The sequence below is a fragment of the Erythrobacter sp. JB1-7 genome (assembly GCF_057365015.1).
On sequence record NZ_CP200291.1, the window covers coordinates 1,432,327 to 1,446,085 of the forward strand.

A 13,759-nucleotide genomic window follows, 5' to 3' on the forward strand; every position below is an offset into this window, starting at 1 on the left:
ATCACCATGTCAGATCAGCAGCACCTCTATCTCGTCGATGGCTCGTCCTATATCTTCAGAGCTTATCACCGCCTGCCCCCGCTCACCAATCCTGCAGGCACGCCGGTGGGCGCGGTTTATGGTTATACGACGATGCTGTGGAAGCTCGCTGATGATCTCGATACAGCAGCTGGCCCCACCCATCTTGCGGTCATCCTTGATAAAGATTCCAAGAGTTTTCGCAACGATATCTACCCCGAATATAAGGCGAACCGTCCCGAACCGCCCGAAGATCTGCGCCCGCAATTCCCGCTGATCCGCGATGCGACTCGCGCTTTCAGCCTGCCCTGTATCGAGGAAGCCGGGCTGGAAGCGGACGATCTGATCGCGACCTATGCGCGCGAGGCGCAGCGCAAGGGGTGGAACGTCACCATCGTATCTTCCGACAAAGACCTGATGCAATTGATCGGAGAGGTCGAAGGCCCCCATGGCCCGGCGCGCATCGACATGCTCGACACGATGAAAAGCGCGCGCATCTATATCGAGGAAGTCGAGGAGAAATTCGGCGTCAAACCCGAACTGGTCGGCGATGTGCTCGCGCTGATGGGGGACAGCGTTGACAATATTCCCGGCATTTACGGGGTCGGCCCCAAGACCGCGAGCAAGCTGATCGCCGAACACGGATCGCTGACCGCCGCGCTGGATCAGGCGCCGGAGATGAAGACGTCCAAGCTGAAAGAACGCCTGATCGAAGGGCGCGGGGATGCAGAGATGAGCCGGGTGCTCGTCACGCTGAAAGAGGATTGCGATCTGCCCCAGCCGCTCGATGAAATGAAGCTCGATGGGATTGCACCCGAACCGCTCGCCGCATTTCTCGAAGAGCATGGCTTTACTTCGCTGTTAAAACGCCTCGGCCTTGGCACGGGCAGCCCTGAACGCGCGAACAATCTGCACCCGGCCAAAGCGGATATGGCAGGCGATGCCGGCGATGCGGCGGGCAACCGTCAGCCGCTGCCCGAAATGCCCAAGGTTGATCGCAGCGCCTATGAAACGGTGCAGACATTGGAGCGGCTGGAGGCTTGGACCGCCCGCGCTAGTGCTGCGCAATATGTTGCGGTGGATACTGAAACCTCCTCGCTCAATGCGATGCAGGCCGATCTGGTTGGCATCAGCCTGGCGCTTGGCCCCAATGATGCGTGCTATATCCCGCTTGCCCATGGCGGGACCGATCTGCTGGCCGAAAAGCCCGAACAGATCGCCACCAAAGACGCGCTGGCGGCATTGAAACCGCTGTTTACCAATGAAGCGGTCCTCAAAATCTTCCAGAACGGCAAATACGATCTCAATGTGCTCGAACGCGCAGGCGCAAGAGTGACCCCCATCGAAGACACCATGGTCATGAGCTTTGACCTTGATGCAGGCCGGGGAGAAGGCATGGGCGGCGGGCACGGCATGGATGAATTGTCTGAGCGTCACCTTGGCCACACGCCTTTATCGTTCAAGGAAGTGTGCGGGACGGGCAAGAAAGCCATCCCCTTTGGCGAAGTGCCGCTGGCGAGGGCAACCGAATATGCCGCCGAGGATGCCGATGTCACTTGGCGGCTGTATCAGATGCTCAAACCGCGCCTCGCGCAGGAAGGCGGCACGCGGATTTACGAACGGGTTGATCGCCCGCTGATCCCGGTGGTCGCCGCGATGGAGCGCGAAGGGATCAAAGTGGACCGCGCGCAGCTGGCCCGGCTGTCCGAAGAATTCGCCACTGAAACCGCCCGGTTGGAAAGCGAAATTCACGAGCTTGCAGGCCAGGAATTTTCCGTTGGCAGTCCCAAGCAATTGGGCGAAATTCTGTTCGAAAAAATGGGCCTGAAAGGCGGGCGCAAAGGGAAAAGCGGGGCCTATTCCACCGATCAGGCAACTTTGGAAAAGCTGGGCGGCGAAGGCGCGCCGATTGCGAAAAAAGTGCTCGAATGGCGGCATCTATCGAAACTCAAATCGACTTATACCGATGCTTTGCAAGCGCAGATCAATCCCGTTACGGGCCGCGTTCACACCAGCTATTCGCTCGCCGGGGCGCAAACGGGGCGCTTATCCTCCACCGATCCGAACCTGCAAAATATCCCGATCCGCACGGCCATCGGGCGGCAAATTCGCGAGGCGTTCGTGCCAGAGGCGGGCAACACTTTGCTGGCCGCCGATTACAGCCAGATCGAACTGAGGCTGGCCGCGCATATGGCCAATGTCGACACGCTGAAAGAAGCGTTTGCCAATGGCGAGGATATCCATTCGCGCACCGCCACAGAAATGTTTGGCGAGGTGACCCGCGACACCCGCGCGCAGGCGAAAACGATCAATTTCGCGATCCTGTACGGCATATCGCGCTGGGGCCTTGCGGGCCGTCTGGAAGTGGAACCCGATGAAGCGCAAGACATGATCGACACCTATTTCCAGCGTTTCCCCGGCATCCAGCGCTATATCCTCGAAACGCTGGAAACGGTGAAAGCCAAAGGGTATTCTGAAACCCTGTTTGGCCGCAAAACATGGTTCCCCCGGATCGCGTCCAAAAATCAGGCCGAGCGCCAAGGATCAGAACGCGCGGCGATCAACGCGCCCATTCAGGGGACCAGCGCCGACATCATCAAACGCGCCATGGTGCGCATGCTGCCAGCGCTTCGCGATGCGGGCCTGAATGATGTGCGCATGCTCTTGCAAGTGCATGATGAATTGGTGTTCGAACTGCCCGAAAGCGACGTCGCCGCTGCATCACCGATTATTGAGCGCGTGATGGCAGAAGCAGCTTTGCCCGTAGTGACGCTGGACGTTCCATTGGCGATTGATATTGGCACAGGGCCAAGCTGGGATGCGGCGCATTAGACCCGATAAGGCGAGATTATTTGGGTTTTCGGCGAGCCATATCTGCCCTCACTCGCCTTTCGAACTGGTCCAAACGCGCGCCATGTCTGCGGTGATCGTCTAGTTCCCGCGCTAAATCAATCAGCGCTATAGTTTCGTCCCAACTTGTCCGCTGTTCAGGTTCCTCAAGCAGAATACCTGTGGGCCATTCGTGGTCGGCATAGTTCATCCAATTCAGCAGGCAGCGAAGAAATGCGGCTCGGTACTCCCCATTTTTTGTTTCTGTGCGGTACGCATATTCAGCAAGCTGATACCCGGTCAGGTTACCGATACGGTTCCAAAGAGAGGTCGCACTGTAAAGGTTCTGGGAAAGCACCGACAACCGGAAATAGCTCTCTGGCTCGCCCTTGGAAAAGCCTGCGTAAAGGACTGGAAAAATAAGCTCATCAAAGATCTCATGCCGGATCCGAGCATGGCGATTACGATCCAGTTCATTCCAGTTTTCATCGACCCAGTCCCTCCGGTCTGCCTCGCTATCGAAGGAATTCAGAAACGTGCGAAGAGCTTGCTTCGCTTCTGCCTTTAGACCTGCAGATTGCGCATTGAGATAAGCTGTGTAACTGCGCGCCCTGTTCATAGACTTAATTCGCTTGCACTTCAGTCATGCTTTTTCGCATTCGTTGGCTGAAGGTTTTCCGGTTGGAAAAACCCGATGGGCTGGGCTTCGGCGGCGCGTTTTTTCAATTCGCCGCGCATTTTGCGGTATTCCGCTTCCATTTTGGAAGTGACGGTGGCGCGGCTGTCTTTGAGCGCCTCGGCGAAGTCCTCGGCGGCCACTTTGCTCACATCGCCGCCCATGCGCCGCAGCGCGTTAAGGCCGGCGCGGCGCACCACGTCTTCCAGATCAGCGCCGGTAAACCGTTCGGTTTTGGACGCGACATCGGCGAGGTCCACATCATCCGCCAGCGGCATCGCGCCAGTGTGAATGCCCAGAATATGCTCACGGCCCGGCGCATCGGGCGTGCCGACATAGACAAGCTCATCGAAGCGGCCCGGACGCAGCAAAGCAGGATCGACCAAAGTGGGGCGATTGGTTGCGCCCACCACGATGACCGATTGTAATTCCTCCAGCCCGTCCATCTCAGCCAGGATCGTGTTGACGACCCGGCCCGTCACTTGCGGTTCGCCCTGACCAGAGCCGCGCGCGGGGACAAGGCTGTCGATCTCGTCAATGAACACCACGCACGGCGCGACCGAGCGCGCGCGCTGGAACAGGCGGGCGATTTGCTGTTCGCTTTCGCCATACCATTTGGACAAAAGGTCTGAGCTTTTCATCGAGATGAAATTGGCCTCAGCCTCTTTCGCGACCGCTTTGGCAAGCAGGGTTTTGCCGGTGCCGGGCGGGCCGTACAGCAGAAAGCCTTTGGCCGGGCGGATGCCCAGACGGCGGAACGCTTCGGCGTTTTTAAGCGGGAGTTCGATGCCCTCTTTCAGCTTGTCGATCGCATCGCCGACCCCGCCAATATCATCCCAGCCGACATTGGGCGCCTGCACCATCACTTCGCGCATGGCCGATGGCTGGACGCGTTTGAGCGCGGACATGAAATCATCGCGGGTGACGCACAGATCTTCGAGCACGTCCTGCGGAATTTCGCGCGCATCCAGATCGAGCCGCGGCATGATCCGGCGCACCGCATCAATCGCCGCCTCGCGTGCAAGCGCGGCGATGTCTGCTCCGACAAAGCCGTGCGTGACCCGCGAAAGCTCGGCAAGGTCAACGGTTTCTTCCAAAGGCATACCGCGTGTGTGGATCGCGAGGATTTCGCGGCGGCCGCCCTGATCGGGCACGCCTATCACGATCTCGCGGTCGAACCGGCCGGGCCTGCGCAAAGCTTCGTCAATGGCATCGGGCCGGTTGGTGGCGGCGATCACGACAAGGTTCGCGCGTGCTTCCAATCCGTCCATCAAAGTGAGCAATTGCGCGACCAGCCGCTTTTCCGCCTCGCCGGGCACGCCGCTGCGTTTGGGAGCGATGGAATCGATCTCGTCGATAAACACAATGGCAGGGGCGGCGCGGGTCGCTTCTTCGAACACCTCGCGCAGGCGTTTTTCGCTTTCGCCATAGCCCGAGCCCATGATCTCTGGCCCGTTAATGGAGAAAAATTCCGCATCGCTTTCATTGGCGACAGCCTGTGCAAGGCGCGTTTTGCCGGTGCCGGGCGGGCCATGGAGCAGAACGCCCTTGGGCGGATCAACGCCCAGCCGGGTGAACAATTCGGGATAACGCAGCGGCAATTCGACCATTTCGCGCAAAGCCTGAATGGTCTCTTCCATCCCGCCGACATCGTCATAATTCACCGTGCCGCGCGCATCGCGGGGCTCTTCGAATTCGGTGCGCAGTTCAACTTCGGTGTTCTCGTCGATATGGACGATGCCCTTGGGCACAGTTGACGCGACCGACAGTCTGATCTGCGTCAGCGCATAAGCGGGCGCGCGCAGCAATTGGCGCACATCGGGCGGCATGTTTTGCACCGGCTGCTGCCCTGTGGTCGCCACCAGATCGCCTGCGACCAGCGGCTTTTTGAAGAAATTGCGTTTGAGCGCCTGGCTCGGCCCTTGCAGCCGCATGTCGCGCTGTGCCGGCGCAAACACCACGCGGGTCGCGGGGCGCGTTTCGGCACGCACGATTTTCACATGCTCGCCCGATCCCGCCTCGGCATTGCCGCGTTGGAGGCCGTCAAGGCGCACCACATCCAGCGTATCATCCTCGGCATAGGCGGCCATCGCGATTGCGGCGGTGCTGCGTTTCCCTTTGATCTCGACCACGTCGCCTTCGGTGATACCCAAAGCCTGAAACGCCGAGCGGGGCATGCGGGCCAAACCCTGGCCCGATTCTTCCTGCCGGGCGGGGGCAACCTGCAATCTGACGGTTTGAACAGGAGCGTCCTGAGTGTCGCTCATTGTGGTGATCTCCAATTAACGCATTCGTTAGCTAGGAGCCCAAAGGTGGCATTGCAATTGCCTGTATCTGCGGTCCGCAAAGAACCATAGGCGCCGATGCCGCGCCCCATCCGCAATCAGGGCAAGAAAAAGGCCCGGTACACCTAAGTGCGGCCGGGCCTGAAAAGTTTGGGAGAGGATGCCTGTAAGGCACGAAGAGATATGCGGGCGCAGGCGATTCTTCGCAAGTGCGAAAGCCGCATAGCAAGTTGCAAAATGCGCAATATTTACCCCTTCAATGACGGAAATATGTCAAATTACGCAAATTGTCTGTGCAAATAGTGAGCATTTGCCTAATTATTAGGCACTTAAACGCACGCGGCGCATGTTGCGGCGCAGCATTTCCTGCAAGACAGAAAGGGGGCGCAGCGATCACTTGCACCCATTCCTCATCGCTTGGCAGGTTTTCGTGACATCATTTGATGACAGGGCCCCCGCCAATCTTTATCGCCAACCTTTATCGCCAACCTTTATCGCCCTGCCCTAACGACGCCCGGCCTGAAACGATCCCGCGCGTTCCTGCTCAAGATCACACATGAACACGGACTGATATGACAAAGCTTTACCCCAATGCCGCCGCCGCACTGGACGGTGTTATCGCCAATGACATCCTGATCGCCAGCGGAGGGTTTGGCCTGTGCGGTATTCCTGAAAGGCTGCTCGATGCGATCCGCGATACAGGCGTCACCGGGCTTACCTTTGCCAGCAACAATGCCGGCATTGACGATGAAGGCATCGGCAAACTGCTGCGCACCCGGCAAGTGAAAAAAATGATCTCTTCCTATGTCGGGGAGAACAAGGAATTTGAACGCCAGTTCCTCTCCGGCGAATTGGAAGTGGAATTTTGCCCGCAAGGAACGCTGGCTGAACGTATGCGCGCAGGCGGGGCTGGCATTCCCGGTTTCTACACCAAGACAGGCGTGGGCACGCAGGTGGCAGACGGCAAGGACATCAAGAGCTTTGACGGCGAGGATTACATCCTTGAACGCGGCATCTTTGCCGATCTTGCCATCGTGAAGGCATGGAAGGCCGATGAAACCGGCAATCTGATTTTCCGCAAGACCGCGCGCAATTTCAATCAGCCGGCTGCCACTTGCGGCAAGGTGTGCATTGCCGAAGTGGAGGAAATCGTGCCTGCCGGATCGCTTGGGCCTGATGACATTCACCTGCCCGGCGTCTTCGTCAATCGCATGATTGTGGGCGCGCCCTATGACAAGAAAATCGAATTTCGAACCACTCGCAAGCGGGAGACAGCATAATGAGCGATGCAATCGGCTGGACCCGCGACCAGATGGCAGCGCGCGCGGCGCGCGAATTGCAGGATGGGTACTACGTCAATCTGGGCATTGGCATTCCCACGCTGGTCGCCAATCATATTCCGGGTGGCATGCATGTGACACTGCAAAGCGAAAACGGCATGCTGGGTATTGGCCCTTTCCCTTATGAAGGAGAGGAAGACCCCGATCTGATCAATGCGGGCAAGCAAACCATTAGCGAGCTGGAACACAGCGCCTATTTCGACAGCGCCACCAGTTTTGCAATGATCCGCGGCGGACATATTGACCTTACCGTGCTGGGCGCGATGGAAGTTGCCGCCAATGGCGATATCGCCAATTGGATGATCCCGGGCAAAATGATCAAAGGCATGGGCGGCGCAATGGATCTGGTTGCCGGCGTTAAAAAGATCATCGTGGTGATGGATCACACCAGCAAAGCGGGCGATCCCAAATTTATCCCGGCCTGCACTTTGCCACTGACGGGGCAAAATGTGGTCGATATGATTGTCACCAATCTGGGCGTGTTCCACCGCCCGGATAAATCATCGGCTTTTCGCCTGATAGAGCTGGCCCCCGGCATCACCGAGGAACAGGTCGCGCAAAGCACCACGGCGCATTATGAGGTTGCGCTGTAAAGCGAGCGCGCTAATCTTGGCCGCGTGGGATCAATCTTCGCTTTTAAGTTCCTCCATTATCTGGGGTTTATTCTGCTGGCCGGGAACATCACGGTCACCGCAGTGTGGAAAGTGTTTGCCGATCGCAATGGCGATTGGCGCATCGTCCAATTTGGCCAGCGCCTGGTAACAGGCACCGATTTTGGCCTGACGATACCCGGCATTATCCTCACGATGACCGGCGGATATGGCGCGGCATGGGCGATGCGATATTCGCTGTTTGACCATGCCTGGCTGGTGTGGAGCCAGATCCTGTTTGTGATTGCCGGATGCATCTGGCTGTTTGTGCTGGTGCCGATCCAGATCAAGCAGGCGCGGCTGGCCAATGCCTTTACCGCGCAGGACGGAGTAACCGATCAATACAAACGCCTGTCGCGGTTGTGGATCACATGGGGCCTGATCAGCACCGCCCCGCTGTGCATCATTTTGTGGCTGATGGTGGCCAAACCGATTTAGGGGCACATAGCGCAGGCGCTAAAGCGCGTCTGAGCTGATTTCGACCTCGTCTGTGTCACCCCAGGTTGATGCCGCGCTGACCCGCCGATTGGCGTTGATGATTTCCAGCACGCGCTCAAACGATGGCAGACGGTTTTGCGAGACGTAATTGATCCGCTGGCTATCGGTGATGACTGATATTGAAAACGATGGTTTCTTTGATTTGGCTTTGTCATCCATCAGCAATTGCGCGCCCCAATCAGGCCCAACCGACACGCCGATGCCGCTATCATTCAGCGCGATGATATAGGAATCCTGCGAAGCATCAGCGCGGTAAGCGACCTGCATGGCGCTGAGCGAACCATCGCGGCACCATGTGGGAGGAGGCGGCGGCGGGGCCGTATCATCGGCTTGCTCTTCTTGAACCTCTTCCAGCGCCATGCCGCCAAGCAATGCACCAATCAGTGCAGCGCCGGCGTCCTGTTTGGCATCCTTTGCCTTTTTCTTGAATTGCAGCTTGGCAGCGCAATCTTTAACCGGAACCGCCGGGGCCTGCGCAAATTGCGCCTCGGGCGGGGTGAGCTCGGCAAATGCCTCGTTCATCAAATCGCGCAATTGCTCAGGCGAGCGGTTTTGCGATGATGCGCGCATTTTCACAAACCAGCCATCAACCGAAAACAGTGCGACCGCCGTGCTGCTGATCTGCGAGCCTTTGGGCATATCATAGACAGCGCGCAGGCCTTGCCAGCTTTCCGCACCCGGCCAGCCAAACGGTTCTACACCAAAAGCAAGGCTCGCCCCGGCATAGGCATCGCGCACAGCAATAGCATTGCGCGATTGTTCAAACCATACGGGCAGCCCGGCATTGGTGTGGCGATAGATATAAAGCGAGAGTTCCTCGTAAGGCTCATCAGTGCGGAATGAAAAACCCAGATTGAGGAAATCGGGCGCGAATTCGGTCGCCTCTCCGCGCGGCAAACCGCCAAGGGTATCGGGAACAATTATGCCGCTGTGGGGATGGGTCCAGCTGGCACCGATTTCAAGCTCAATAGGCTGCTGCGCATGGGCGGCAGGCGCGGTGATGGCGGCGGCGGCGGTGATGGCGCAGGCGATGGCGGCAACCGGCGCAGCGCGTGCAAGCGGAGCGGTGAATGGAAGGCGGCGCGGGTGTTGGCAGCCGGATTTTTGCCTGGGTGACTGCTGGCGGCTCGATAGGTGGCCGCATGACTGCTGGCTGCGTGATGGTGCGAACATGGTGATCCCCCTCAAGTGACGGCCCGATGATGGCAGGGTATCGGCCAAGGTCAATGGGTTAGCGAACCGGGGGGCTGGCTGCGCGGGCTGGCGGGGGGCCTTATGAGGCATGGGCTGGAGCGTTTTGGAGCGCGTTGGGCGCGCGGTGCGTGAGCGGCGGGTGCATTGGGGCGCGGCGGGGAGAATTGGGCGCGGGTGCGGGTGCGGGTGCGGGTGCGGGAGGGATAACGCGGGCAGGCAAAAAGCAGGCGGGAAAAGCCATTTTCCTACATGCTCATGCTCTGCTACTTTTTCTTTGCCGCCGTCTTCGCCCGCTGCGGACCGCTCGGACAAATGAGGGCGCCCTCCCCCACTCCTGAGACACCCTTTCCCAGCATGTGTTTCATGAACGAGGAAAGGGGCGAATCAGCGATATTCTTGTGCGCAAAAGCGGCTTTGATCAGGCCAAAGAAGCCTTAAGATCATCCACCAGATCAACCCGTTCCCAAGGAAAGAAATCGCCGTCCGCAATCCGGCCAAAATGCCCGTAAGCGGCGCTTTTGCGATAGATCGGTTTGTTCAGCCCAAGGTGCTCTCGAATAGCGCGCGGGGTCAAACCGCCCAGCTTGTCAATCGCAGTAATCGCAGCCTCGATCTTGGCATCATTAACCCCCTCAGCCGCGGTGCCATGGGTATCAACATAAAGCGACAAAGGCTGCGAGACGCCAATGGCATAAGCGATCTGGATCGTGCACCGCCGAGCAAGGCCAGCCGCCACCACATTCTTTGCTAGATAGCGTGTGATATAGGCGGCGCTGCGATCGACCTTGGTCGGGTCTTTGCCACTGAAAGCCCCGCCGCCATGGGGCGAGGCACCGCCATAGGTATCGACAATGATCTTGCGCCCGGTCAGGCCTGCATCACCATCAGGTCCGCCAATTTCAAACGCGCCAGTGGGGTTGATATGCCAGGCGGTCTCGTCAGTGATAAATCCTGCGGGCAAGATCTTGGAGACCACACCCTTGACATAGGATTTTAGCTCCGCCTCTTTCTCGCCTTCGTGATAGCCGGGGGCGTGCTGGGTCGAGACCACGATGGCGGTGCAACCAACAGGCTTGCCGCTTTCATAACGCAAAGTGACCTGGCTTTTGGCATCCGGCTCAAGGAAAGGCGCCGCGCCCGATTTGCGATCGGCAGCGAGCTGCTCGAGGATTTTGTGACTGTAATCAAGCGTCGCCGGCATCAGGTCAGGTGTTTCATCGCAGGCAAAGCCGAACATGATGCCCTGGTCTCCAGCGCCCTCGTCCTTATTGGACCCGGCATCGCCTGCATCCACACCCATGGCGATTTCCGCCGACTGGCCATGCAGGTGATTCTCGAAAACGAGGCTTTCCCAGTGAAAACCTGATTGCTCATAGCCAATTTCGGCGACCGTCCGGCGAACCGCACTTTCGATTTCATCACGCGCGCCAGGTGCCCAGTAATTGTTGTATTTCCACTCTTCGCGCGACAGATCATACATCGGCTTGCACCGAATTTCGCCCGACAGAACGACGCGCTGAGTGGTGGTCATGGTCTCACAAGCCACACGCGCCTCGGCGTCCTTGGCAAGCATCAGATCAACAATGGCATCCGAGATTTGATCCGAAACTTTGTCGGGATGGCCTTCGGAAACGCTTTCGGAAGTGAACAGATAATCGCTGCGCATGGATGCTCCTGAGCAATAGCAAACGGGTCGGCCTCCGTATGATATAAGGAAACCTTTATGTCTTTCGCAAAGCCCTAGCTGCGTGCTGCGCGCAGCGCAAGCAGTCTTGGTATGCCCAAGCCCATCAGCAAAAACAGCGCCGCCCAACCCCATGTCAAAACGTGCCCGAAACGCGCGAAGAGTGTCGGTTCATGTGCGGCTGGTATCAGGCCATCCAATCGCCCTGCTTTGCCCGATGGTACAGTTTTAAGCACTATTCCCGAGGCGTTGATCACCGCGCTGATACCGGTCGTGGTTGACCGCAAAACAGGCAGACCTTCTTCAAGCGCGCGCATCCGGGCCTGGGCCAAATGCTGCGGAGGGCCCCAAGTGCCAAACCAGCCATCGTTTGAGGGATTAAAAATGTAATCGGGCCGATTTTCCCGATCGACCACATGCCCGGAAAAGACAATCTCATAGCATATCTGGACCCCCGCCTTGCCGAAATTCCCAAGGTCGAGAGTTTGCGGGCCGGGGCCTGGCATATAGTCAATTGTGCCAGAGGTTAGCCGGGTCAAACCGATTGGCTCTAACACCCAGTCAAGCGGCAAATACTCGCCATAAGGCACAAGATGCGCCTTGGCATAATGGTGAGTGATGTCACCCTCACCATTCAAACCGAGAACCGAATTGCGCGCAGTGACGGCAGTGGGAAAGCCAGCGCTGCCCATTCCTATATCGAGATTGACTACCCCTGTGAGAAGGGCAGCATCCGGTCCAATCACGCTGCCAATGCGCCCGCGCGCAAATTTGGGATCAGCGCCCGCTGTCATCCTGGCATAATAACGCTGTGGATAGCCATCTTCGAGGTAGTCAGGAATCGCGCTTTCTGGCCACAATACTAGCCGCTCCTCACCGCGTCCCGGTAATGTCAGATCTGAAATGCGCTGAAACTGCTCTTCGAATTTTGTGCCATCATTGATTTCATCTTGCGGGATAAGAGGTTGGATGAGAGCGTAACGAATGCCTTGCAATGGGGGCTTAGCGGGTGCGGTGAGAGGATGCAGCATCCCGCCCACGATGACCAGCACCCACAATGATCCAAACAACCAACGCCGCGCCGCAAAGATGCCCCTGCTGGCCGCTGCCAGCAGGATCGTCAGACCAGAAAGGGCATAAGTTCCCATCCATGGCAGAAGACCACCAATACCTGAGGTTTGCCAGCCGCCCAAAAGCAATAACCCAAGCGGCGGCCAGGGGTAGCCGGTGAACATCCAGCCTCTTGCCCACTCCATGATGATCCAGGCACCGGCCAGCGCGGCGGCAAAAGCCAGAAAACCTGCTTTATCGCCTATCCATTTTCGGCTCAGCAGATGCCCTGCCAAAACGGCAATAGCTGGATAGATCGCCAAATAAATGCACAGCAGAGGTACAGCGAGCCAGCCAAGAAATTCCGGCATGTTCGCCTGATGTGTGAAAGCGGTTGCAATCCAATTGTTGGCGAGCGTCAAATGCGCCCAGCCAAAGAGAAATCCGCGTCCCCATGCCGCTTTCCATGAAGGGGCGGCATGCCAGTGTGCAATGGCCGCTGCCAAAGCGGGAATGGCCAGCCACCATGCGTGGAATGGAGGATACCCAAAGGCGGTCACCAGCCCGAGCAGCAAAGCTGTCAGCTTGGGCCATGCCTGAGCGAACTCTACAATTGGCCTGAGCGGGTTGTTCGTAAGCTTACGGTTCATTGCACCCACACCTGTGCGGGCTGTCATGAATTAACCGACGGCCTCAAGACTGTCGTCGCTGTCATCATCTGAACCGATGGCTGGCGGAAGAACAGATTGGTCAAGTTCACCAGAACTGTCATCCTCATCGCGCGGTTTAGACACCCGTGGTTTGCGGCGCGGAGTTCTTGCCTCGGTCTTGGTTTCGCTGCGCCCTTCACCGCGAGGTTTGCGCGGCCTGCGCTTGGGCTCTTCGCTTTCGTCGCCCTGCGCATCGCCGTCATTCGCGGCTTCACCTTCGCTGCCCATTTCACCTTCGGCAATCGCGTCTGCATCATCGCGGCGTGAGCGTCCTCGGCGGTTGTTGTTGCGGCGGCGATTGCCGCTGTCTTCGCCATCTTCGCTATCGTCACTGGCATTTTCGCCGCGTTCTTCGTTACGCTTGGCCCGCGCCTCGTCCTGACGCGCTTTGTTATCGGCGATGACCCGGAAATAGTGATCGGCAAACTGCAGGTAATATTCAGCCTGAACCCGGTCGCCATTGTGCTGAGCGTCCTGCGCCATTTTCTTGTACTTATCGAGCAATTGCGGCGCATTTCCGCGCGCACGGCTGTCGATCCGGTTCTGACTGTGTGCGCCGCCCTGATTGTTGCGATTTCCGCGACCACGACGACGATTGTTACGATTGTTATTCAAAGGAAAATGTTCCTCACCAACGGCCCGGCGCACCTGATGGCGCGCAACCGGCCTAAAGACCCCAAAAGAGCACGCTCCGCGCTATGCTGGCCAAGGGCATGCCCTGACGGCCGTTCTGAGCGAGATTTGGAGCTTGGTTCAGCGATTTGCGCTTGTCGCTAATCGTGACCTGATTCTTTGCTAGCGAGCATCGCCCGCTTTGCCAAGCCC

General features: G+C 58.1%; 10 protein-coding genes. 4 read left to right on the forward strand and 6 right to left on the reverse strand.

Going from position 1 to position 13,759, the window contains the following annotated elements; translation table 11 throughout:
• Positions 1–6: 6 nt before the first annotated feature.
• On the forward strand, positions 7–2,850 hold the full coding sequence (gene polA / locus AC0V6W_RS06910; protein WP_486148469.1) for a DNA polymerase I: 2,844 nt from the start codon (positions 7–9) through the stop codon (positions 2,848–2,850).
• A 16-nt stretch (positions 2,851–2,866) separates the two neighbouring features.
• Here polA and AC0V6W_RS06915 read toward each other — a convergent pair whose 3' ends face one another.
• Both AC0V6W_RS06915 and AC0V6W_RS06920 read right to left on the reverse strand, forming a co-directional pair.
• The gene (locus AC0V6W_RS06915; protein ID WP_486148471.1) at positions 2,867–3,466 is read right to left on the reverse strand and encodes a hypothetical protein; all 600 of its coding nucleotides are present in this window, start codon (positions 3,464–3,466) and stop codon (positions 2,867–2,869) included.
• Positions 3,467–3,486: 20 nt separating this feature from the next.
• Complete coding sequence (locus AC0V6W_RS06920) at positions 3,487–5,790, reverse strand: CDC48 family AAA ATPase (protein ID WP_486148473.1); 2,304 nt, start codon at positions 5,788–5,790, stop codon at positions 3,487–3,489.
• Positions 5,791–6,380: 590 nt separating this feature from the next.
• Here AC0V6W_RS06920 and AC0V6W_RS06925 point away from each other — a divergent pair.
• Genes AC0V6W_RS06925 through AC0V6W_RS06935 form a run of 3 tightly spaced genes read left to right on the forward strand, consistent with a single transcriptional unit; the run spans position 6,381 to position 8,236 of the window.
• The gene (locus tag AC0V6W_RS06925) at positions 6,381–7,088 is read left to right on the forward strand and encodes a CoA transferase subunit A (protein WP_486148475.1); all 708 of its coding nucleotides are present in this window, start codon (positions 6,381–6,383) and stop codon (positions 7,086–7,088) included.
• Positions 7,088–7,741 carry a CoA transferase subunit B gene (locus AC0V6W_RS06930; protein ID WP_486148477.1) on the forward strand — a complete coding sequence of 218 codons (654 nt, stop codon included), beginning with the start codon at positions 7,088–7,090 and terminating at the stop codon, positions 7,739–7,741. Before AC0V6W_RS06925 ends, AC0V6W_RS06930 begins: the two co-directional genes overlap by 1 nt.
• Before the next feature lie 24 nt (positions 7,742–7,765).
• On the forward strand, positions 7,766–8,236 hold the full coding sequence (locus AC0V6W_RS06935) for a DUF2269 family protein (protein ID WP_486148479.1): 471 nt from the start codon (positions 7,766–7,768) through the stop codon (positions 8,234–8,236).
• A gap of 18 nt (positions 8,237–8,254) precedes the next feature.
• Here the strand turns inward: AC0V6W_RS06935 and AC0V6W_RS06940 are convergent, their stop codons facing one another.
• The 4 genes from AC0V6W_RS06940 to AC0V6W_RS06955 all read right to left on the reverse strand — a co-directional run bounded on the left by AC0V6W_RS06940 (position 8,255) and on the right by AC0V6W_RS06955 (position 13,549).
• Positions 8,255–9,469: a hypothetical protein gene (locus AC0V6W_RS06940; protein ID WP_486148481.1), complete on the reverse strand. Its 1,215-nt coding sequence runs from the start codon at positions 9,467–9,469 to the stop codon at positions 8,255–8,257.
• Between the two features lie 439 nt (positions 9,470–9,908).
• Complete coding sequence (gene metK, locus AC0V6W_RS06945) at positions 9,909–11,156, reverse strand: methionine adenosyltransferase (RefSeq protein WP_486148483.1); 1,248 nt, start codon at positions 11,154–11,156, stop codon at positions 9,909–9,911.
• Between the two features lie 74 nt (positions 11,157–11,230).
• Positions 11,231–12,901, reverse strand: a complete 1,671-nt coding sequence (gene lnt, locus AC0V6W_RS06950) for an apolipoprotein N-acyltransferase (protein WP_486148485.1) — start codon at positions 12,899–12,901, stop codon at positions 11,231–11,233.
• Positions 12,902–12,904: 3 nt separating this feature from the next.
• Positions 12,905–13,549 (reverse strand): DUF4167 domain-containing protein, encoded by a 645-nt coding sequence (locus AC0V6W_RS06955; protein ID WP_486148487.1) that lies wholly within the window; start codon positions 13,547–13,549, stop codon positions 12,905–12,907.
• Positions 13,550–13,759: the final 210 nt, after the last annotated feature.

Excerpts from the sequence above, each read along its gene's own strand:
- polA (WP_486148469.1), top strand. The coding sequence starts at position 7 with ATGTCAGATCAGCAGCACCTCTATCTCGTCGATGGCTCGTCCTATATC.
- AC0V6W_RS06915 (WP_486148471.1), bottom strand. The coding sequence starts at position 3,466 with ATGAACAGGGCGCGCAGTTACACAGCTTATCTCAATGCGCAATCTGCA.
- AC0V6W_RS06920 (WP_486148473.1), bottom strand. The coding sequence starts at position 5,790 with ATGAGCGACACTCAGGACGCTCCTGTTCAAACCGTCAGATTGCAGGTT.
- AC0V6W_RS06925 (WP_486148475.1), top strand. The coding sequence starts at position 6,381 with ATGACAAAGCTTTACCCCAATGCCGCCGCCGCACTGGACGGTGTTATC.
- AC0V6W_RS06930 (WP_486148477.1), top strand. The coding sequence starts at position 7,088 with ATGAGCGATGCAATCGGCTGGACCCGCGACCAGATGGCAGCGCGCGCG.
- AC0V6W_RS06940 (WP_486148481.1), bottom strand. The coding sequence starts at position 9,469 with ATGTTCGCACCATCACGCAGCCAGCAGTCATGCGGCCACCTATCGAGC.
- metK (WP_486148483.1), bottom strand. The coding sequence starts at position 11,156 with ATGCGCAGCGATTATCTGTTCACTTCCGAAAGCGTTTCCGAAGGCCAT.
- lnt (WP_486148485.1), bottom strand. The coding sequence starts at position 12,901 with ATGACAGCCCGCACAGGTGTGGGTGCAATGAACCGTAAGCTTACGAAC.